The following is a 22,011-nucleotide window of genomic DNA, read 5'->3' as shown; positions in this document are numbered from 1 at the left end:
TACAATTTTACCACAATGCGTGTCTTTTTTCGGGCAAGGATACCACGTTATCAGGGGGATATACCTAACTGTGGGATGTGTTTCATCTCAGGTTATGTACTATTGCGTTTCAACTTAAACAAACCTATTTGCACATCCAGAAAAGATCGGCTCGTGCAGGAGACACAATGTTAATTACAGTAATAGGCAGCGGCTACGTCGGGTTGGTTTCAGGCACGTGTTTTGCTGATTTTGGTCATGAGGTCATCTGCGTTGATAAAGCGGAAGACAAGATTGAAAAGCTGAAGAACGGACAGATCCCAATTTACGAGCCGGGCCTGGAAGAGTTGGTTGCCAGCAATGTGAAAGCTAGCCGCTTGAGCTTTACAACCGAGCTACCTGACGCAGTTCGTAAAGCCGACGTCATCTTCATCGCAGTCGGCACCCCTTCCCGCCGCGGAGACGGGCACGCCGACCTTAGCTACGTGTATGCAGCGGCTGAAGAGCTCGCAACGTCCCTTAATGGCTTTACAGTCGTTGTCACTAAATCGACTGTTCCGGTTGGTACGGGAGATGAAGTCGAGCGCATTATTCGCGAAGCAAATCCAAATGCGGATTTTGAGGTTGTTTCGAACCCAGAGTTCTTGCGCGAAGGTGCAGCGATTAATGACTTCAAACGTCCTGATCGTATTGTTGTTGGCCTTTCTCATGAGCGTGCGAAGTCGGTCATGACTGAAGTCTACCGTCCTTTGTATCTCAACCACTCTCCAATCCTGTTCACGAGCCGTCGCACCTCTGAGCTGATCAAGTATGCCGGCAACGCCTTCCTTGCGATGAAGATCACGTTCATCAACGAACTTGCTGATCTGAGTGAAGCAGTTGGAGCAGACGTTCAGGATGTTGCCCGAGGCATCGGTCTTGATAACCGCATTGGTGGCAAGTTCCTGAATGCTGGTCCCGGTTATGGCGGTTCCTGCTTCCCGAAAGATACACTTGCGCTTGTTAAGACTGCGCAGGACCACTCCAGCCCTGTTCGCCTAATTGAGACCACATGTTCAATCAACGATCAGCGCAAACGTTCTATGTCCAAGAAAGTAGCAGCGGCTATTGGTGGGGATGTTCGCGGCAAGAAAATCGCAGTGCTTGGCCTGACCTTCAAGCCAAACACAGACGATATGCGCGACAGCCCTGCCCTTTCCATTATTCAGGCGCTTCAAGACAAAGGTGCTGACATTCACGCCTATGATCCTGAAGGTATGGATTCAGCTGTAAAGCTTTTAGAGGATGTTACATTCGGAAGTAATGCCTACGAGATTGCAAAGGGTGCACATGCTCTGGTTATTGTGACCGAGTGGGATGCGTTCCGCGTTCTCGACTTCAGCCGCCTTAAAAATGAGATGGCGACTCCAGTGCTCGTGGATCTCAGAAACATCTACGGCAAAGACGAAGTTGCAAAACACGGCTTCTCTTACACCTGTATTGGACGTCCTGACGAAGAAATCTAAACAATAAGGTCCCGGCGAATTATGCGTTTTGCCGGGACTTTTCTCGCCTCCCACAATCCATGCCCAATTTTTAAGTGCTGTTACCAAAGAGGTGACAATTGCGGTTTGCTTTCAACACACCAATCATGCGAATTTTAATTATCGCGTGAGCAGATTCTCTCAGGGCTAATCCCAAGAGCTTTATGAGCTGAGAACAATCTGCATTTTGGAAGATTGTTGGAGCCTATCCTAGTTGCTTTACAAGCATAAAAACAGACGAGAGCGTATAGCCTCTGGTTGGCCATGGAACGTCAAAATTCCTCGCGCTGTTGCTTTGCTTGTTTGCTTGTGCCTTTCATTCAGCACCTTTTCGCAAGCCTATGCCTTTGAACTTTTCGGATACCATCTCTGGGGTGAAAAAACCGAGAGTGATGAAGATAGCTTAGCTGGTGTGCCAGACCCGACACCTTACACCGTTGAGTTCCGTGTTGTTGGGGAACATGCAGACCAGCCTAGTGAACTTGAGGAAGAACTACAGTCCGTCAGTCTTTTGGTTCAGGACGTCAAGAAGCTTCCGTCTGGCGCCAGTGGCGTTCTCGCCCGCGCAACTCAGGACTTTGAACGCCTGATTGGTAAGCTTTATGAAGATGGATATTATGGTGCTCTGGTTCAAATCACCATAGCAGGATCACCACTTAATCAAGCCATCCTTCATCCTGAGAAAATTACAGAGCGCCCTATTCCTATTCTCGTGGAGATTAACAGAGGTGTTCAGTTTCACTTTGGCAACACAGATGTAAATTATAAAGGCTCGGCAACAGAGAATGGACTTGACCTGCCCAACGCGCAGTCACTCGGCCTTGTAGAAGGAATGCCAGCACTTTCAGCTAGGGTGCTGGAAGCAGAAAAGCTGGCCATTAAGTTCCTTAAGGATGAAGGATATCCATTTGCAAAGGTGGGGAACCGTCAATTACTGGCCAATCACGCCAGTCAGACGCTCAAAGTTAAACTGGATGTTGTCAGTGGACCATATGCGCGGTTTGGTCCGGTTTCTGTTTCCGGCACAGTCAAGATGGATCCTGAGTTTGTTCGCAGTTACGCAAACCTTCCTCGCGGTGCACAGTGGGATGCCAAAGTCATCTCTCACGCACAGAGCAGATTGAGGGATCTGGAAGTCTTTTCCAGCATTCGCTTTGAACCTGATGACCAGCTTGATGCGAACGGTGAACTGCCTCTGACAATTGTTGTGGCAGAACGCCCACGGAAAGTTTTTGGAATTGGTGCCAATTACTCCAGTAATGAAGGCGTTGGTTTTGATGGATACTGGCGACACCGCAATCTGTTTGGAAAAGCGGAGCGACTTTCAGTAAGCGGCGCAGTCGGCCAGCTTCTTGCCGTAAATAACGAGCAGATTGAGTATGCCGCCCGCGTCACCTTTGAAAAACCTGGTGCGATTGGGCCGTTGACCGCTTTTTCAACCAGCGTTGCTGCCGTTCAGGAAAACCCAGATAACTATCGCAGCACGTCATTTACATACGATGCTTATCTATCCCGCGATTTTACAGAGGCTTTGAGCGGCCGAATTGGTGCAGAAGTCTATTTTGCCAATGAACGGGACGTTTTCGGCCAGAATGATTACTTCCTATTGGGAATTCCTGCAGACCTGACTTACGATACACGCAATGACGCTTTGAACCCGACCAATGGTGTTGAAGCCAAATTATTCTTTGAACCAGCCTATGACGTGCTTGGTGATACCGAAAACCTGTATTCTCAAGGCTCGATTGCCAGTTACCTGCCGATTGTAGGTACGGACCGTGTTGTTTTAGCTGGCCGCGTATCAGCTGGTGCAATTATCGCCCCGTCGGTTCAGGATGTCCCCGCTGCACGGAGGTTCTTCCTTGGAGGTGGTGGATCAATCCGAGGGTATGCTTATAAAAACGTGGGGCCGCGCCTGGATGACGAAGTTACGGGTGGGCGCAGTTTCATGCTGTTTAATGGTGAAGTCAGAACAAGAATTACAGAAAACATTGGCCTTGTCGGATTTGTAGATGCAGGTGCTGCATATTTGACCCAGTTTCCAAACTTCGATGAGCCCTTCAGCGTAGGTGTTGGAGGAGGGGTGCGCTATTTCACACCTGTTGGCCCTTTGCGGCTTGATGTTGGAGTCCCACTTGAACCTCAGCGCAATGATCCGCCGTTTGCAGTCTATATTGGTTTAAGCCAGTCCTTCTAATCAGCACCGCCTACAGAAGGCAAGCGTTAACAAGAGAAAGATCAAAGAGCGAATGCAACTGGTCCGACGTATCACAATGACCCTTGGCAAAATACTAGCCCTTCTTCTCGCGCTGGTACTTGTGGTTTATGCCGGACTTGTGGTGACAACTAGTTTCCAGGCAGGTCGCCAATTCCTCGGATCAACTTTGAGCTCTTTTTTGCCAGATGTGAGGATTGATCAACCTCGCCTGACCGCTTCCGGCAATCTGTTTGCAGATGGGGTCTATCTTTCCGATGCGAAGGGCACATGGCTTGAAGTTCACAATGCTTCAGTTCGTTGGTCACCGCTTTCGCTTCTTTTCGGCGCACTTGATATTCACGAGGTCGCAGCACAACGGATTGCATTAGCACGATTGCCAGAAGCTACAGAAAGTCCGGGTTCTGAACCGGCCCCTGCTGAAGAAACAGGCACTACCCTGCCTTTCAACACCATTGATCTCCAAAGCCTCAACGTCAAAGAACTTGCCCTCCCCGCTTCTATTGCCGGTATGCCTGCACAGTTCGAGATCACGGGCACTGCGACTTATGCGAGTTCTCCTGACAAAATTGCCGGCAAGCTCAACATTTCACGCACAGGCGACGTTCAGGGCACAGCAAGCGTTGACGTCGATTTTGATCCGGCAGATGGCGTAGTCAATTTCCGTGGCATGGTCTCTGAAGCAGCCAATGGGCTGACTGCCAATCTTCTTGACCTTCCGGATGCGCCTAGTTTTGCGCTACGTATGGAAGGTGGCGGCCCGCTGACAAACTGGTCATCTTCATTACAAGTAGATCTGAATAGGGTTCGAGCCATTGATGGTGAGATTACTCTTGCGCAAAATGGAACGCAGAAGTCACTAACTACACATTTATCGGGGGAACTCGAGCAGTTTCTTCCCTCTTCTATCTCCAGCCTGTTTGCGGGGCAGACCACGTGGTTTGCAAACGCGGCACTCAATGAAGATTATCTGCCGCTTTCAGCAACCGGAAAGCTTTCAACCGGTGCGATCTTAGCGCATTTGGAGAACACATACGCAACTGACAAGAACTCTTTGATAGCGAAGGTCCAAATCCAGACACTGGAGAGCAACACTAAACCACTTCTCATCAAGACTGGCGAGCAGGCCGTTCAACTGGATACTTTGTCTGTGACTGCATCGGCTTCGGGACCGCTTGAGAGCCTGAATTGGGACTTCTCTGTTCAAGCAGATAAGATTAAAACACAAGAAGCGGATCTGGGGGCGCTAAGCCTTTCTGCAAAGGGTGATGGTGCGAATATTTCCACGCAGATGATGTCCATCCCGCTTGAAGTGCGTCTCCAAGTTAGTGGTGTCCATCTTGCTGCAGCTTCACAAGACCAAAACATCAAGAATGTAAGTGTTTCACTCAAAGGCACAGCGTTTCCAAATCAGGAGAAACTAAAGCTAAGCGACTTACATTTGGAGAGTGATGGAGCGGCTGCACGGTTTAATCTGGTAGAACTCTCGCCGAACAACGGACAGGCTCAGGGCAATCTTTCTGTATCTGACCTTAGCCTTCTGTCAGGATTTGTGCAGCAGAACATCAGCGGCTCTGTTGAGGCTCAGCTGTCCTTGCTAGCGGATTTCCAAAAACAATCTGGAGAGATCAATCTCAAGGGAACCAGCAGCCGAGTAAGTCTGCAAAATGAGCGCATTGACCGCGTTCTCAATTCCCCGAGTAGATTCTCTGCCAAGCTTGCAGCAACTCTTAACAGCTCCGATCTGCTCGCTTCATATGGCCGACTGGAAGTCCTTTCCTTTGAGAATATGTTTGGACAAATTGAAGCTCATGGCAGTTTGCAGGATCGTCAGCTGGATGGTGCATTTTCTGCCCAAGTGCATCAACTCGATCTGCTGGAGCCGCGTATAAGTGGGGGCCTCACTGCCAGCGGGAAGGTTTCAGGTAATGCTTCTGCACCTGAAGTGACACTTGAAATACACTCTGACCGGATTGAGATGGATGGCACTCCCTTAGAGAAGTTGCAGCTTGTAGCAGATGGGACGCTTTCTGAAACGGCCCCCAATGCGGACATCAATCTCACTGGCAAGTTTAAAGGGGAAGAGCTTGTTGGCAAGTTCAAGCTGCTGAGTGAGACTGGCAAACTGTCTGTTCCTATACTGGATTTTGATTTCGGCGGGAACAAACTCAGTGGCAACGCACAGGCTGCTGATCTCGCGCTCCTACCACAAGGTTTGGTTGGGCAGTTCACCATTGAAGCCAATGATCTGAGCACTTTGTCATCACTGGCTTTGACCGAGATGGAAGGTCAGGCTCATGGACAAATCGATATTGAGCAGGACAACGGTGATGCCAAGATCACATTTAATCTCAACAGCCAAAACCTTCGGTTTGCGCAAAGTTCCATCATGTCCTTTGTCGCCAAAGGCTGGATAGACAAACCTTTCACACGCCCAGCTGCAAATGCGAACATTGCGCTCGATGGTGTTGAAGTGGAAGGGGTAAACCTGAGATCGTTGACATTGAATGCGACACCTGTTGAAGGCAAGACAAGTGCAGAGGTTGCAACTGGCTTTTCCATTAATGCCGAATTTGCTGAAAACAACGACCAACTTCAAAGCACAGGGCTGGTGCAAGCTGTTACCGAAGGGATCATTCTTACGCTGAACTCTCTTAATGGCCGCTACAAGGGTACCCAGACAAACCTCAAGCAACCAGCAGTGATTTCGCTACTTGAAGACAAACGGACTGTGTCCTCCTTTGAGCTGACTCTTGGCAGTGGCTCATTAAATGTTTACGGGAGCAACAGCAATCAGCTCGACATTAACGCCGAACTGAAGCAGCTGCCACTTTCCATAGCCAATGCCTTTGTTCCGAGCCTTGCCTTGGATGGTGCGCTCAATGGGACGGTTCGCGCCTTTGGCGAGAACGACGCACCTCAAGTCAACTGGCGGCTTGCGTTGAGCCAATTTTCAGCAAAGCCACTTCAGGATAACCGCATCCTCCCACTTCAGATTGAGAGCACCGGCTCGTTTGCTGGCAACAAAATTGACCAGAAAACCATCGTCACCAACAGTTCAGGCCTGAACGTTGAGGCTTCAGGGGCAATTGGGCTTGCAGATGGTCAAGAAGTGTCTTTGACCACATCAGGCAACATTCCACTTGACGTGGTGGGAGCCAAGTTGATCGAACAGAATTTGGGGGGCAGTGGTGGCTTCCGTCTCAGCGGGTCAGTTTCCGGTTCCCTCAATGATCCTCAGATCGCCATTGATATCCAGCCTGTGAACCTTGAGACCACACAGCTCTCAACTGGCATGACGCTGACAGACTACTCAGGTGACATTAAGGTCACACGGCAAGAGATTGCGATCAATAAATTTGCTGCCAAGTTTAGTAATGGTGGCACGTTGATGCTTGATGGCAAACTAGGGCTTGGTTCAGGCCTGCCTGCTCAAATAGAACTCACGATTGATGGTGGCCGCTATGTTGACGGGACATTTGTTAGTGCATTGATTGATGCCAATCTTGCACTACAGGGCTCTCTTGCCGATGCAGGCGCCCCTCCTGCAATTTCGGGCAAAGTCACCATTAACCAGGCAGATATTGAAATACCGAGCTCCTTTAACTCCAGTATCAATCCTGTGATCGTCCGGCATTTAAATGCACCCAAGCCTATCCTCAATCAAGCGAAGATCCTTGCGCAAGATGAAGGGCGGGAAAACGCCAAGAAAAACGAGCAACCGAGCCCGATCTCGAAAGCCAGTTTGAATGTTGACGTGGAAGCACCTGGCAAAATCTTCATCCGTGGGCGCGGCGTCAACGCTGAAGCTGGCGGATCACTTAACATTGGCGGCCAGCTCGACAATGTGAAAACCGTGGGCGCTTTTTCTCTGGTGCGTGGCCGTATCGATATTCTGTCAAAACGCCTAACACTCAGCCGCGGTAATGTGACGTTTAGTGGTTCTCTTGTACCAACACTCGATTTTGCGGCAACGACAACATCTGGCTCAACGGAAGTGACTGTTCTGGTGAGTGGACCTGCTGATATGCCGGTGATTGATTTCACTTCAGTCCCAAGCCTGCCAAAGGATGAAGTCCTTGCGCAACTGTTGTTTGGCGAGTCTGTCAACGATCTTTCGCCAATTCAGCTGGCAAGCCTTGCAAGCGCGATCGCAACGCTAACCGGAGGCACTGGCGTCGAAGGGCCATTGGGCACACTCCGCAATCTACTCGGTGTCAGCGATATCGATATCAAGTTTGATGCAGCGGGCAATCCAGAACTGGCCGTTGGTGGCTATATAAGTGAGCGGATTTATCTGGGCGTAACACAGGAGCCGACAACAGGTGACAATGCAGCAACTGTTGATATTGATGTCACGAAGTTCCTAAAGCTTCGTGGTGAAGCCGGCTCCGACGGAGATGCAAAAGCCGGTTTCTACTATGAGCGTGAATACGACTAAGTCGACCGCCCGGCGAGGCAGACTGCCTCATCGTAAATTGGCTTTGGCAGGTTGATACCGTATTGCTCTGCTTTTGCACGCGCAGCAAGGCGAGATGTTCCTGGCAAGCGAGCGCCTTGCTCCGCCTCAATCGCAGCGACAAGCGTTTCCATCCGTTCAGCAAACAAACCGCCAGAGACAAGATTAGCGTTGATTGCCAAGATAACCTGACCAAGATCAGGGGCATCCCCCTCTCCTGAGAACAAACTGGACGCCTCAAAACCAAATGCAGCTCCACATAAGCCTGCCGCCATGATCTCAATCATCATGGCCAAAGCCGCTCCTTTGGCCTCTCCGATAGGGATCATGGTTCCTGCAAGCGCCGCCGCTGGATCGGTGGTTGGCTGCCCGTCTTTGTCCAGTGACCAACCTTCCGGGATAGATTTGCCTGTTCGCTGCGCTGCCATGATCTTTCCACGAGCGACACGTGAGAGTGCAAGATCAATGACAAGTGGTTCTCCATCTCCATTAGGAGCTGCAAATGCAATTGGATTGGTCCCGAACATAGGGTTCTTGCCGCCATAGGCAGCAATTGCCTTAGGCCCATTGCCAAAAATGAACGCAACCATTCCATCACGCGCCAAGCGCTCACAGTGGGCCCCCGCTTGCCCAAAGTGGTGAGAATGACGGATCGCACTCAAAGCCAGCCCATTTTGCGAGGAAGCGTCTTTCAGAAATGGCAACGCAACTTCAATTGCTGGGTAAGCAAATCCGTATTTGGCATCAATCCGCTGCACAACCGGAGTGATCAGCTCTGCTTCCGGTTTGGCAAAGCCGTCTACCTTGCCGGTTCTGGTTTGGGCGGTGTAGGACGGAATTCTGGAAAGGCCGTGGCCTGCCTGGCCATCTGCCTCTGCGTTCACCAGAGCCTTTGCAACGATCTTCGCAATTGCTGGATCTGTTTTGTTGGCAGACAAAGCATCCTCAGTAAGTGTGCGTGCTTCTTCTAATGAGAGATTGACCGTGTCTGACATGGAACACCCTAGCTATTTGAGTTCTTAAGCACGTCGCTCCTGACACATTTTGCGGATAAGCACAATTGCGCGCGTTTCTTGCAAAGACAGAAATGCGGATTGGGTTTGCTCATTTAAGCAGAGCAGATGACATTTCAACAGGACAGGAACCCGCAAGTTTGCGGGAATGACATTATTCCATATTTTTCCGCTCGGCCCATCTCCATTTCATCCCCGTAAGGCTTATAACTGCATGAGTTTTGGATCTACTCGTGTTGCATTGAGAAAGAGACAATCATTACACACCCTGATTTGCATTGCAGAATGGATCAATCTTTGTAAATCCTATGGGGACTAGGTGTTTTTCCTAGAACTACCACTTATATGTGTAGGTCAGATAAAGCCATTGTTAGGTCTTGTTCTTCTATCTCTCCTTAATTGCCTGGCGGGATATGACTTCATCAGGAGATACTCATGAGTACAACAATCTCAGCAATCAAAGAAATTCCGCTCCTACGTGAAGCTTGTTTCATAGGGGGAAAATGGGTCAGCGGTGATGAAAGCAATTCCATCTTCGTAAACAATCCAGCTACAGGCGAAATTATCGGGCGTGTTCCGCGTTTTGGCCGCCCTGAGACTGCTAATGCAATCGATGCAGCTCATACAGCGTTTGCCATCTGGTCAAAGATGACGGCTGTTGAGCGCTGCAATCTGATGCTGCGATGGGCAGATCTGATCACTGATAACCAGAAGGACCTTGCAGAGCTGCTCACTGTTGAAATGGGTAAGCCGCTGGCTGAATCTACCGGTGAAGTTGCCATCACAGCCAACTACATTCGTTTCTTCGCTGAGGAAGGTAAGCGGGTTTATGGCGATGTGATCCCGTCCCCTTGGAAGGACCGCCGTATTATGGTGACCAAGGAGCCCATCGGCGTTGTTGGTGCCATTACCCCTTGGAATTTCCCAAGTTCCATGCTTGGTCGTAAACTGGCTGCAGCTCTTGGGTCTGGCTGTACTGTTGTGGCAAAACCAGCAAGCCAAACGCCTTATTCCGCCTTGATCCTGGGTGAACTTGCGGAGAAGGCTGGAATTCCAACCGGTGTGATCAATATCATCACTGGCTCTGCTGCTCAGATTGCTGATGAACTTTGTGAGAACGACAAGGTTCGCAAGATCACTTTTACCGGATCTACTCCAGTGGGTAAGCAGCTTGCCTCCAAAGCATTGGCCAACATGAAAAAGGTCTCTATGGAGCTTGGCGGCAATGCGCCGTTTATCGTGTTTGATTCAGCTGATCTCGATAAGGCTGTCGAAGGTGCCATTGCATCCAAGTTCAGAAATTCTGGTCAGACTTGTGTCTGCGCAAACCGCATTTATGCTCAGGCTGGAATTTACGACGAGTTCTCAGCAAAGCTGAAAGCTGCCATTGAAGATCAGCTGCGCGTTGGCGATGGTCTGAAGTCGGGTACCAACCAAGGCCCTCTTATTGATGAGCATGCTGTTGCGAAAGTCGAAGAACTGATCGCTGATGCTGTTTCTAAAGGCGGTACAGTGGTAACAGGCGGCAAGCCAGATGCTCAGGGAGGCACGTTCTTCGAACCGACACTTCTGCTTAATGCGACCCCAGAGATGAAGGTTGCCAAGGAAGAGACGTTTGGTCCATTTGCCCCTGTCTTCAAGTTTGAGAGCGAAGATGATGTGGTCAGAATGGCGAATGACACAGAGTATGGCCTCGCTTGTTACTTTTACACTCAAGATTTGGGCCAGACCTTCCGTGTTATGGAAGCATTGGAATATGGTCTTGTTGGCGTGAATGAAGGCGTGATAACGACCGAATATGCTCCGTTTGGCGGTTATAAAGAAAGCGGAATGGGGAACGAGGGCTCCAAATACGGCGTGGATGACTACATCAATATCAAGTACTCTTGCATTGGCGGGCTTGGCCTTTAACGCTCAATATTAATTTTGTGGGAGCCGGAGTGTTCATCGCTTCGGCTCTTTCTTTTTGAGGACTGCTTTCGTGATTATCGAAGAAGAACGCTGTACGGCTGCTCCAACACTTAACGGCGAGCGCATTATCATGCGGGCTCACCAAACTTCAGATTTTGAGGCATGCTGCGCCTTGTGGGCGGATCCTGATGTGGTTCGCTATATTTCGGGGAAGCCTTCCAGCCCAACGGATACGTGGGGGCGCATCCTCAAATATGCCGGGCACTGGAGCCTCTCCGGTTTTGGGTATTGGGCTGTGATTGAGAAAAACAGCGGAGAGCTTATTGGCGACGTTGGTTTTTCTGACTTTAAGCGAGACATCACTCCGAGCCTTGATGGGTTTGCAGAAGCTGGTTGGGTGATCTCGCCTAAGTTTCATGGCAAAGGTTATGCCCGGGAGGCTGTTGAGCTGAGCCTATCCTGGTTGCGCAGTTCCAGACTGTTTCGTGAGGTTCATTGCATTATTGCCCCAGAGAACACAGCCAGTGTCAGCCTTGCCGAGCGTGTTGGCTTTGAGAAGTACACGGACGGGTCTTACCTCGGACAACCGACCCTTTTCATGAAGCAAATCTTTACTTAAGCCCAAGAGCCCAACCTGTATCCGCCGGGTTGGGCTTGTTCATTTTCTGCGTTCCTGTATATCCTTTAGCTAATGATCCATTCAGGCTGAGTTATGCAGAAATACGATAAGATTTACGCCAAGGACGAAAGTTACTTCGGCCATACCTCCAAGCAGTTTACAACACTGTTCTCAAATCTCGATTTTGACAGCGGCACAATTCTCGATCTGGGTGCAGGCCAAGGACGCGACGCGATCTTTCTTGCTAAGCGCGGTTATAATGTAATTGCTGTCGACAGCTCCAAAGTAGGTCTGGACCAATTGCAGGAACGAGTAGACACGGAGAATCTGCCGATTGAGGTTGTTCACGTGGATGCACTTGGTTACACGCCCCCGCAAGATCTTGATGCAATTGTTGCTGACCGTTTCTTCCACGAGTTGCCGAACAATGTGCGCGTCAAACTTCTGCAGCGTATGCTCAGTCACCTTCGCGTTGGTGGCTATATGCTTATCGCTGATGAAAAGAGCGTTCTGCCGAACCTGCGCGACACTCTGAAGAAGGAAAAATTTGAGTTCCTACGCGATAAAAACGGCATTCTCTTCACTTACAAGCCATAGGCACCTGATCGGAGGCGCATACGTGTGCCTCCCTTCCCCATTTTTATAACTAGAGTTTCTAACTGACAGATCACACACGAAAGTGTGATGTAAAACCCTTATATTTTTGCAGTTGTATCAGCTGGCTTTACAATCTCCATTATATTGCCACAGTGGCAACTCATTTCCGCAACAATGTTTGCAAAAATTGGCGATATTGCTGACTTCCTCGTGATTGTGCACCTGGGATGAACAATGCGTTTAATTGCAATTCCCAGAACATCTGCCAATTGTATGCCCAAGATTGAAATTCACAGTTCAACATAATTGGAGATTACAATGAAATCAGTTCGCTTTGGAATGCTCGCAGTCGCAGCTTCTTTCCTCGCTACAGCAGCGGTTGCTGAACCTGTTGCTTACGACGTTGATATGTCCCATGCAAATCTCGCTTTTAACTACAACCACCTCGGCTATTCCACCACCGATGGCCGTTTTGCTACTTGGTCCCCTACTCTGATCATTGACGAAGCAAACCCAGCGAATTCTAAGGTGGACGTTGAAATTGACGTCAACTCTCTCAACACATTCTGGGAAGCTCGTGACACCCACCTGAAGAGCGCTGACCTGTTTGATGTTGCTAAGTTCCCATCAGCAACATTCAAGTCCACCAAGGTTGAACAGGTTGGTGAGAAGAAGCTGGAAGTGACTGGTGATCTGACCATCCGTGGCATCACCAAGCCAACTGTCCTTGAAGTTGTTGTAAATCAGCTTGGTGAGCATCCAATGGCGAAGAAACAAGCTGTTGGTCTGGATGCGACTACCACGATCAAACGTTCTGACTTTGGCATGGCGATGGCTGTTCCTTACGTGTCAGATGAAGTGAACATCAACATCAGCTTCGAAGCGACTGTTAAGTAATGTTTCCGGCCTGTCGGATGCTGAGAATGCTCTGACGGGTCTGGTCGAACTTTGAGAAGGGGCAGCGATGCCCCTTCCCTCGATCAAAGGGTCTTTTCCATGATCAGGAACACTCGATCAGCCTATGGCATCGTGGCAATTGCACTACACTGGACCATAGCAACGCTTATCATTGGTATGTTGGGATTTGGCCTTTATATGGTCACGCTACCGATTTTCGAGCCTGCCACTTACTCTCTTTATCAGCTTCACAAGTCCATTGGTTTTGTCGTCTTGGCATTGGTCTCATTGCGCATCCTTTGGAAAATCACTGGTATCACACCTGACTTACCTGCCGAAATGCCGGTTTGGGAAAAGCTTGCTGCGCATATGGGTCACATCAGCTTATATGCTCTGATGCTGCTGATGCCGCTGACAGGATGGTTGCTGGTTTCGTCCAGCCCGCTTGGACTGCCGACAGTTTTCTTTAACCTCTTTCAGATTCCGCATCTACCAACACCTGAGTTTTTGGGGCAAAAAGCAGATGTATCTGCGTTCTTCACCGCAGTGCATGGCTGGGCTGCGTATGCGTTTATCGCAGTGATCCTTGCACATGTTGGAGCTGCCCTTAAGCACTACTTCATATCCAAGGATAAAGTCTTACAGCGTATGTTGTCCTCAAAAGCCTAATTTGAGGATCTGGAGAAAACCATGAAACGATTGACCGATATGTTCTTTAAAGCCGGCGTATTTCTGACCTTCATCTTGGTAGGAGCAGCTTCATCTGCCTTTGCAAATGAATGGTCAGTGGATCGCAATAAGAGCACGCTTGGCTTTGAGGTCATCAATAACGGAAACACCGTTACGGGCACTTTTGCCACCTGGAATGCTAAGATCATCTTCGACAAAGAAGAACTCGACAAAGCCCAGATTCAGGCAACAATCATCACTGGAAGCGTAAAAACAGAAGATGCGCAGGCAGCAGGTGCAATCACAACTCCACAGTGGCTGGATATCTCCAGCTTCCCTGATGCTGTGTTTCGCGTAGATAACGTGGTTCCTGCTGGTGGTGATCTCTATGAGGCTGCAGGTACGCTGGAGCTCAAAGGTGCAAAGATTGCTATTTTCTTGCCCTTCACTTTGACCATTGAAGGTAAAACCGCTCACGCGGTTGGTGAAGCAACGTTATCTCGCAGTGACTTCAAGATTGGTGATGGCGTGCCAGACAGCACTGTCAGCAATAAGGTGACTGTGAAACTGGACCTATATGCTACTCGTTGATGGATTGCACCAAAGAGAGCCTTGCATTTTCCACCAAGTCTCTCGTCAATTCGGCGTAATCTAGCAAATTTGACAAGTTTTGAAGGCTGAGGGGCTTTGCCCCTCGGCTTTTTCTCTATAAAACGGCGCTCAGCAAATTCAACAGTGTACAGCGGTACACCAAAATAGCCAGAGAGTGCCAAGATGTCCGAAACACTTGCTCCCGAGTACGTTCACACCTCTCTTTTTCCATTGGGTAAAGACAAAACTCCTTATCGCAAACTGACCTCCGAGTACGTGAGCGAAGTTGAGTTTGACGGTGAGAAAATCTTGAAGGTGGAGCAAGAGGGTCTTCGCTTACTTGCCGAAGAAGCGTTTAAAGACATCAACCATTTCCTGCGTCCTTCCCATCTGGAGCAGCTCCGTAAAATTCTCGACGACCCTGAAGCAACTGCAAACGATAAATTCGTTGCTTTTGACCTGATGAAGAACGCGAATATTTCAGCTGCTGGTGTATTGCCAATGTGTCAGGACACTGGCACTGCAATTGTGATGGGTAAAAAAGGTCGCAAAGTCTGGACTAACGGGCATGACGAAGCAGCACTTGGTGAAGGTGCACGTGATGCTTACTTCAAAAAGAATCTGCGCTACTCCCAGCTGGCGCCGATTTCCATGTTCGAGGAAAAGAACACCAAGAACAACATGCCAGCTCAGATCGAGCTTTATGCTGAAGGTGATGACGCGTACAAGTTCTTGTTCATGGCGAAAGGCGGTGGGTCTGCTAACAAGACCTTCCTGTTCCAAGGCACTCCGAGCCTGCTGACCAAAGATCGCATGATTGAGTTCCTGAAGGAAAAAATTCTCACTCTTGGTACTGCAGCATGCCCGCCATATCACCTCGCAATCGTCATTGGCGGCACATCTGCAGAGTTGAATCTGAAATCAGTAAAAATGGCTTCTGCCCGTTATCTGGATGAGCTGCCAACAGAAGGTTCTGAAGGCGGTCACGCGTTCCGTGATCTGGAAATGGAAGCTGAAATTCACAAGCTGACACAGTCCAGCGGCGTTGGTGCACAGTTTGGTGGCAAATACTTCTGCCACGACGTGCGCGTGATCCGGCTGCCGCGCCATGGTGCATCTTTGCCGATCGGCATTGGCGTCTCTTGTTCAGCAGACCGTCAGGCGACTGGCAAGATCACCAAGGAAGGCATCTTCCTGGAGGATCTGGAACGGAACCCTGAAGTCTATATGCCGGAAGTTACTGACACCGATCTTTCTGATGATGTTGTAAAGGTCGACCTCACGCGCCCAATGAGTGAGATCCTTGGCGAACTGACCAAGCATCCAACCAAAACACGGCTTTCGTTGAGCGGTCCGTTGATCGTGGCCCGCGATCTAGCGCACTCCAAGCTCCGTGATCGTCTCGAGGCCGGCGAGCCGCTTCCTGACTACATCAAGAACCATCCGGTTTACTATGCAGGTCCAGCCAAGACGCCAGAAGGTATGCCTTCCGGTTCATTTGGCCCAACCACTGCTGGCCGTATGGATGCTTATGTGGACCAGTTTCAGGCCGCTGGAGGCTCTATGGTGATGCTTGCCAAGGGCAACCGCTCAGCGGATGTTCGTCGTGCGTGTCAGGCTCACGGTGGTTTTTACCTCGGTTCTATCGGTGGCCCTGCAGCCCGCCTTGCTCAAGACTGCATCAAGAGTGTTGAAGTGGTTGAATATGAAGAGCTGGGTATGGAAGCCGTTTGGAAGATCGAAGTTGAAGACTTCCCTGCCTTCATCGTGGTGGACGACAAAGGTAATGACTTCTTTAAAGAGCTGAACCTGAGCTAACTGTTCTGGTGAGATAATACCGAGATTGAAGGGCGTTCATTAGAGCGCCCTTTTTCACTTCTTGCATTCATGACAATTTCATTCAATCACAATTCAAATTAGCCACATTCATGTTTCATTGAATATATTAATTAGCGTTTTAGCTAGATGCGAATTAAGCTCGAGACGAATGTAAATCAGCTTCGAATGGATCATGAGTAAAATCCTTTTCCATAAGAAGTATATAGCAGCAGTTGTAGTCTGTATTACTTCAAAAATTAATAGATTTGACATTCTAAGCTGCGAGCGTCTCCCTACTCGCTGCATAAATTCCCTCATGCAAACGAGATAAAACAAACAACAATATCCCAGGGGGTATCAATGCGCATACTTATCGCGAGTGTTGCTCTTTGCTTCGCAGCACTATTTACCGGAACTCAGGCAGATGCCGCAGCGTCTGGCAAGTTCTTTGATCACGCATCCAAAAAATGGGTTTCCTATGGTTCTGCTCACCATGGAAAATCCCCAATCAAACGTAAGCAGGTCAGGTATAACGGCTCATACGGCCCGAACACTATTGTGATCAGCACAAAAGATCGACGCCTCTACCATATTCGCGGCAATGGCACCGCGATGGTATACGGTGTTGGCGTCGGTCGTCAGGGATTCCAGTGGTCTGGAACTCACCGAATTACCCGTAAGGCTGAGTGGCCAAGCTGGACACCACCAAAGGTCATGATTGAGCGTGAACGTCGCAAAGGTCGTAATCTGCCTAGCTTCATGAAAGGTGGCCCTAATAATCCACTTGGAGCGCGCGCCATGTATATCGGTAGCACCATCTATCGCATTCACGGTTCTAATGAACCATGGACGATTGGTTCAGCTGTCTCATCTGGCTGTATCAGGATGGCAAATGAAGACGTCATTCACCTCTATGACAATGTCAATGTCGGCACGAAGGTGATCGTGCTTCGCTAGACCAAGTAGGGCTGGCTTTGTGTCAGCCCTACTTGCTGAGCTCTCTGCTCAAACCACGTTCCTGCAGTTCACTCAGATATCGATTCCATAAAAAATCTTTTTGATCGTTCATTTCCTGAAAATAGGTCCACGTGAAAATTCCGGTATCGTGCAGGTCATCAAATGTCAGTTTAACTGCATAGTTTCCAACTGGATCTACACCGATAATCGTTGTATCCCGCTTCCCCGCAATCACTTTTCGTTGATCTGGAGTATGCCCTTGCACTTCTGCTGACGGGGACATTACTCGCAGAAACTCCGAGGTAAACGAGACTTCAAGGCCATCATCAAAAGTAATTTCAAGATTTTTGCCTTGGTTTTTTAGGTGGATTTGCGTAGGCCAGCGTGTATCCGACATATTTTTTTATCCTTGCCCAAGTTCATGGAACTCAGTATTGATGATTTAGGAATTATACCTGTGGTTCTAAGATATATTTCTAGTTAAATCCACTGGAACTCCTTACTGATGGATTGACGCTAACTCATTGCGTACTACATTAGAATTGTTAAATTCGTCGCCAAAAGAGATACGTGAGTGGAGGTTTCCATGGGGCAATATGCCGAGGACAAACAGCAGGGTGCCCACCCAGCATTGATTGACCCGTTCGGCCGCGCCGTGACGTATCTTCGCGTCTCTGTGACTGATCGTTGTGATTTGCGCTGCGTCTATTGCATGTCCGAGCACATGACTTTCCTTCCCAAGAAAGACGTTCTTTCGCTGGAAGAGCTGGATCGCCTCTGCGCCGTTTTCATTGAAAAAGGCGTCCGGAAAATCCGCCTCACCGGTGGGGAGCCGTTGGTTCGTAAGAATATCATGAGCTTCATCCGCGGCCTGAAGCGGCATCTGGATAGCGGCGCACTCGATGAACTCACCATTACCACGAACGGTACTCAGCTCGAACGCTACGCTCAAGAACTGTATGAAGCAGGTGTGCGGCGCATCAACGTCTCTCTCGACACCTTAAATGCAGACAAGTTCAAGGATGTTACACGGTGGGGTGATATTCAAAAGGTATTCGATGGCATCAAGGCCGCTCAGGAAGCCGGTCTTCAGATCAAGCTGAATGCTGTTGCACTTAAGAATTTCAACGAGGATGAGCTCATCCCGATGCTGGAATGGGCACATGAGCGCGGGCACGACCTTACCTTCATCGAAACCATGCCACTCGGTGAGATTGATGGGGACCGGAATGAGCAGTATCTGCCGCTGAGCGATGTGCGTAAGGCACTCTCCGTCAAGTACACACTGACAGATATTCCATATAAGACCGGCGGCCCTGCCCGCTATATGCAGATTGAAGAGACTGGTGGGCGTCTTGGTTTCATCACCCCAATGACACACAACTTCTGTGAAAGCTGTAATCGCGTCCGTGTGACCTGTACTGGGCAGTTGTTCATGTGCCTTGGCCAGGAAGATCAAAAAGACCTGCGTGCGGCACTACGAGCATCTGAAGGGAATGAAGTGCTTTCGGAAGCGATTGAATCAGCGATTGCACGAAAGCCAAAGGGGCATGACTTTATTATCGACCGTGATAACAAGTCTGCAACTGGAACGCGTCATATGAGTATGACGGGCGGCTGAACATTAAGTATTAACTGGTACCGAAAAGCCCAGCTGAACTTCAGCTGGGCTTTTCCTATTCTTAACTATTAGGTGCTGCTGTTTTTGCACCTTGAAGCTGGGTAGAGATGTTTTGGAATACTGCCGTCAGGTCATCACCCAGCAATGTAACTGCCGTGATAATTGCTACAGCGATGAATGCAGCGAGAATACCATATTCGATTGCAGTTGCGCCTGACTCGTCCTTAAGAAACTTAGCGAACATTGTTTTAAACTCCGTATTGAACCCTAGAAGCCCCACTCCTCATCGGGACTAGCTGCAACCTAAGCCTTCATTTCTTGCCAATTTATGAATCAAATTTGCGGAGCAATTTAAGTTTGTTGGGCATAAGCACTATTATCAGCAGTGCATGTTTAACACTATAAATTCAACACGCACATAATGCCATTAACTTATTGATTTAAATAATTTTTTCATTAAATAAAATTTGCAATAATGCATTTACTATTCGTTTACTTTGTCTGATAGTTGTCAGTTTTCGCAGTGCATAGTTTTGCTTCTTCAGTTCAAATCGTTAATCCCCCTTTCTCTGCAACTTTAAGTCTTTCCAAAGACCTCGCCAGAAGAGGTGAAATGCGTGTGATCGTGCGTAGCGGCCTTGCATTAAAAGTCGATGCATTAGCAGTTCAGTTGTTTCGTTTTGATCTTGGAAGGCTTCTTTCGCCAGATAGCTCATTGTCTTATACTCCTTACCGCATTTTGTTGAACAATAGTCTTGTTTCGAAGATGCTGACAAACGAGTAATTTCAAGCAATCGGATCAGTTTTCTTGAGGCGAAATGCGTTACCCTCTTCCTCCTCTCAACTCGTTCAAGGCCTTTGAATGCGTTGCCCGTCACATGAGCTTTGCTAAGGCGGCCAATGAGCTTGGGCTAACGCCGTCGGCCTTGAGTTATCAGATCAAAATGCTTGAAGATCAGCTGCAGGCCCAGTTGTTTACACGTCTGAACCGGGCGATTGAGCTTACTTCAGCTGGACACCGGCTGTTGCCAGGCGTTGAAGCTGGGTTAGAAAACTTCAGCGAAGCTGTCGCTCGCATTAAAGGACTAGATCAGGATAAAATCCTCGTTATATCTACGGGACCGGGAACGGCATCCAAAGTTATTGCACCTCGGATTTATCGTTTCATGGAGGCTTATCCTGAAATTGAACTTCGCATCTCTGCTAATTTGAAGCTTGTGGATTTTTACAAGGACGATGTTGATCTCGGGCTTCGCTTCGGGCGAGGACCATATCCGGGTTTGCATATTGATGTTCTTGCTGAGGATTTTCTTACGCCCATGTGTGCGCCTCGGCTGGCGAATGAAATGAGTGAGCCCGCCGACTTACAGAACTTTACCTTGCTTCATGAAGACAGCATGGCGACCTTCTTGAACGCACCGGGATGGAAGGAATGGCTGATGACTGCAGGGGTTTCCAGAGCCTCCTGGGCAGAGAAAGGAATGCACTTTTCTCAAATTGATCACGCTCAGGATGCTGCTATTGAGGGGGCTGGTGTTATTCTGGGTCGAAAAGTTTTATGCGCGCATGACGCTCGACTGGGTCTGTTGACCAACCCATTCGATTTTGAAATTTCCGCAACTGCTCATTATATGCTGGTGGGTTTGGAAAGTTCATTTCAAAAGCATAAGTGCAAGGCATTCATTGAATGGATAAAGGCAGAACTTGATGAGCTCTGCCTTTCATAATTGCATTTCGTAGAACTGGGCACTGCAAACAGAAACGGCAGATGTCAACGAAATGACTACCTGCCGTCTAAGCGAAACTTTTTCAAAGAAACAGATTAATACTGATCAACCAACAACGATTTTGGGTGCTGATCTTGCTGCATCTCCAGTGGGTTGAAGGACGCCCTGCCACAGGCCAGCAGCAATGATGCCGTATGCCTTTGAGATTGGGCTATCTGGATTGCTCACTGTAATTGGGGTGCCTGTATCAGATTGCTCTCTGATTTCCATCGTCAAAGGCACTTCACCTAAGAACGGGACTTTCATCTTCTCAGCTTCTGCTTTTGCACCACCATGGCCAAAGATCTCATGTGTGCCACCGCAATCTGGACAGACGAAGTGACTCATGTTTTCTACGATACCCAATACAGGGATCGCGACTTTCTCAAACATAGCAATACCACGACGTGCATCCAGAAGCGCAAGGTCCTGTGGTGTTGAAACGACCAGAGCACCTGTAAGAGGTACTTTTTGAGCCATAGTCAACTGCACATCACCCGTTCCAGGCGGGAGGTCAACGATAAGTGCATCCAGCTCACCCCAGTCAACTTCGCGCAACATCTGATTGAGGGCAGACACCACCATTGGGCCGCGCCAGATCATGGCTGTTTCTTCTTCTACAAGAAAACCAATAGACATCAACTTGATGCCATGGGCTTCCAGAGGCTTCATAATACGATTTTCAAGAACTTCCGGCTGCCCAGATGCTCCCATAAGCTTTGGAATGGATGGGCCGTAGATATCAGCATCCAGCAAACCAACCTTCAAGCCCATTGCAGAAAGAGCAAGTGCGAGATTGGCTGATGTTGTTGATTTACCAACCCCACCTTTACCTGATGCAACAGCAATAATGTGTTTTACGCCAGGCACTTCCTGCTTTGCTGGCATTGGGGCACCTTTCGGCGGGGCTTTGCGTGCAGCAGGTGGTGGCGTAGATGGAGAACCAGGTTGTTTTTCTGCTGTAAGTGCAACGAGGACCGTTTCAGCACCAGGAAGCACCGACACAACCTTCTCGGCGGCCTGACGAAGCCCTTCAAGTTCGGAAGCTCGCTCTGCAGGTACTCTGATAGAAAAGACGACACGACCATCTGATACAAACAGGTCTGCAACCAGATCCTGATCAACAATATTGCTCTTGCCATCAGGCGATTTAACCTGTTTGAGCACTTCGAGAACGCGCTCCTGCGTCAACCCAGCCATAGCCTCTTCAGTATCCTTATGGTTCTTGCCTGATGTGAACCCGCCTTTGAGGCGCCCCCACAATCCTTTAGATTTGTCGTTGTCCATTGTGCACACCCTGTGAAGCTCTGCATTGCAGAGAGGGATAATATGATCTTGAAGGTAAATATGCCTGCAAACTGAATGTACAAGCTTTT

The 22,011-nt window shown here is 49.0% G+C and carries 17 protein-coding genes; 13 read left to right on the top strand and 4 right to left on the bottom strand.

The features are described 5' to 3' along the window. Positions 1 to 167: 167 nt before the first annotated feature. The 3 genes from PsAD13_RS13345 to PsAD13_RS13335 all read left to right on the top strand — a co-directional run bounded on the left by PsAD13_RS13345 (position 168) and on the right by PsAD13_RS13335 (position 8,158). Positions 168 to 1,484: a UDP-glucose/GDP-mannose dehydrogenase family protein gene (locus tag PsAD13_RS13345; protein ID WP_063318468.1), complete on the top strand. Its 1,317-nt coding sequence runs from the start codon at positions 168 to 170 to the stop codon at positions 1,482 to 1,484. 232 nt (positions 1,485 to 1,716) lie between these two features. Then, on the top strand, positions 1,717 to 3,699 hold the full coding sequence (locus PsAD13_RS13340) for an autotransporter assembly complex family protein (RefSeq protein WP_208986618.1): 1,983 nt from the start codon (positions 1,717 to 1,719) through the stop codon (positions 3,697 to 3,699). Positions 3,700 to 3,751: 52 nt separating this feature from the next. Beyond that, entirely contained in the window at positions 3,752 to 8,158 is a 4,407-nt protein-coding gene (locus PsAD13_RS13335; protein WP_063318467.1) for a translocation/assembly module TamB domain-containing protein, read from the top strand. Here the strand turns inward: PsAD13_RS13335 and PsAD13_RS13330 are convergent. Continuing rightward, positions 8,155 to 9,171 carry an Ldh family oxidoreductase gene (locus PsAD13_RS13330; RefSeq protein WP_063318466.1) on the bottom strand — a complete coding sequence of 339 codons (1,017 nt, stop codon included), beginning with the start codon at positions 9,169 to 9,171 and terminating at the stop codon, positions 8,155 to 8,157. The genes PsAD13_RS13335 and PsAD13_RS13330 overlap by 4 nt on opposite strands. Before the next feature lie 453 nt (positions 9,172 to 9,624). Here PsAD13_RS13330 and PsAD13_RS13325 point away from each other — a divergent pair, with 453 nt between their 5' ends. From PsAD13_RS13325 to PsAD13_RS13285, 8 genes are all read left to right on the top strand, one after another. Beyond that, entirely contained in the window at positions 9,625 to 11,100 is a 1,476-nt protein-coding gene (locus tag PsAD13_RS13325) for an NAD-dependent succinate-semialdehyde dehydrogenase (protein ID WP_063318465.1), read from the top strand. A 70-nt stretch (positions 11,101 to 11,170) separates the two neighbouring features. After that, complete coding sequence (locus tag PsAD13_RS13320; RefSeq protein ID WP_063318464.1) at positions 11,171 to 11,719, top strand: GNAT family N-acetyltransferase; 549 nt, start codon at positions 11,171 to 11,173, stop codon at positions 11,717 to 11,719. A gap of 93 nt (positions 11,720 to 11,812) precedes the next feature. Then, positions 11,813 to 12,316 carry a class I SAM-dependent methyltransferase gene (locus tag PsAD13_RS13315; RefSeq protein ID WP_057465999.1) on the top strand — a complete coding sequence of 168 codons (504 nt, stop codon included), beginning with the start codon at positions 11,813 to 11,815 and terminating at the stop codon, positions 12,314 to 12,316. A 318-nt stretch (positions 12,317 to 12,634) separates the two neighbouring features. Next, complete coding sequence (locus PsAD13_RS13310) at positions 12,635 to 13,213, top strand: YceI family protein (protein ID WP_063293164.1); 579 nt, start codon at positions 12,635 to 12,637, stop codon at positions 13,211 to 13,213. 99 nt (positions 13,214 to 13,312) lie between these two features. After that, the gene (locus PsAD13_RS13305) at positions 13,313 to 13,882 is read left to right on the top strand and encodes a cytochrome b (RefSeq protein WP_063318463.1); all 570 of its coding nucleotides are present in this window, start codon (positions 13,313 to 13,315) and stop codon (positions 13,880 to 13,882) included. Positions 13,883 to 13,903: 21 nt separating this feature from the next. Continuing rightward, positions 13,904 to 14,473: a YceI family protein gene (locus PsAD13_RS13300; protein ID WP_057465996.1), complete on the top strand. Its 570-nt coding sequence runs from the start codon at positions 13,904 to 13,906 to the stop codon at positions 14,471 to 14,473. A gap of 183 nt (positions 14,474 to 14,656) precedes the next feature. Continuing rightward, on the top strand, positions 14,657 to 16,291 hold the full coding sequence (locus PsAD13_RS13295) for a fumarate hydratase (protein ID WP_063303749.1): 1,635 nt from the start codon (positions 14,657 to 14,659) through the stop codon (positions 16,289 to 16,291). A 360-nt stretch (positions 16,292 to 16,651) separates the two neighbouring features. Next, positions 16,652 to 17,248: a L,D-transpeptidase gene (locus PsAD13_RS13285; RefSeq protein ID WP_057465994.1), complete on the top strand. Its 597-nt coding sequence runs from the start codon at positions 16,652 to 16,654 to the stop codon at positions 17,246 to 17,248. Positions 17,249 to 17,276: 28 nt separating this feature from the next. Here the strand turns inward: PsAD13_RS13285 and PsAD13_RS13280 are convergent, their stop codons facing one another. After that, entirely contained in the window at positions 17,277 to 17,645 is a 369-nt protein-coding gene (locus PsAD13_RS13280; RefSeq protein ID WP_063299075.1) for a DUF971 domain-containing protein, read from the bottom strand. Positions 17,646 to 17,834: 189 nt separating this feature from the next. Here PsAD13_RS13280 and moaA point away from each other — a divergent pair, with 189 nt between their 5' ends. Further along, positions 17,835 to 18,869 (top strand): GTP 3',8-cyclase MoaA, encoded by a 1,035-nt coding sequence (gene moaA / locus PsAD13_RS13275; protein ID WP_063318461.1) that lies wholly within the window; start codon positions 17,835 to 17,837, stop codon positions 18,867 to 18,869. Between the two features lie 61 nt (positions 18,870 to 18,930). Here the strand turns inward: moaA and PsAD13_RS13270 are convergent, their stop codons facing one another. Next, on the bottom strand, positions 18,931 to 19,113 hold the full coding sequence (locus PsAD13_RS13270) for a Flp family type IVb pilin (protein ID WP_063318517.1): 183 nt from the start codon (positions 19,111 to 19,113) through the stop codon (positions 18,931 to 18,933). A 574-nt stretch (positions 19,114 to 19,687) separates the two neighbouring features. Between PsAD13_RS13270 and gcvA the strand changes: the two genes are divergently transcribed. After that, positions 19,688 to 20,596, top strand: a complete 909-nt coding sequence (gene gcvA / locus PsAD13_RS13265; RefSeq protein WP_063318460.1) for a transcriptional regulator GcvA — start codon at positions 19,688 to 19,690, stop codon at positions 20,594 to 20,596. Between the two features lie 105 nt (positions 20,597 to 20,701). Here the strand turns inward: gcvA and apbC are convergent, their stop codons facing one another. After that, on the bottom strand, positions 20,702 to 21,835 hold the full coding sequence (apbC, locus tag PsAD13_RS13260; RefSeq protein WP_063293322.1) for an iron-sulfur cluster carrier protein ApbC: 1,134 nt from the start codon (positions 21,833 to 21,835) through the stop codon (positions 20,702 to 20,704). Positions 21,836 to 22,011 lie beyond the last annotated feature (176 nt).

Source organism: Pseudovibrio sp. Ad13, assembly GCF_001623225.1.
In the GTDB taxonomy this organism is placed as follows: Bacteria; Pseudomonadota; Alphaproteobacteria; order Rhizobiales; family Stappiaceae; genus Pseudovibrio.
This window is presented reverse-complemented; position numbering and strand designations above follow the sequence as displayed.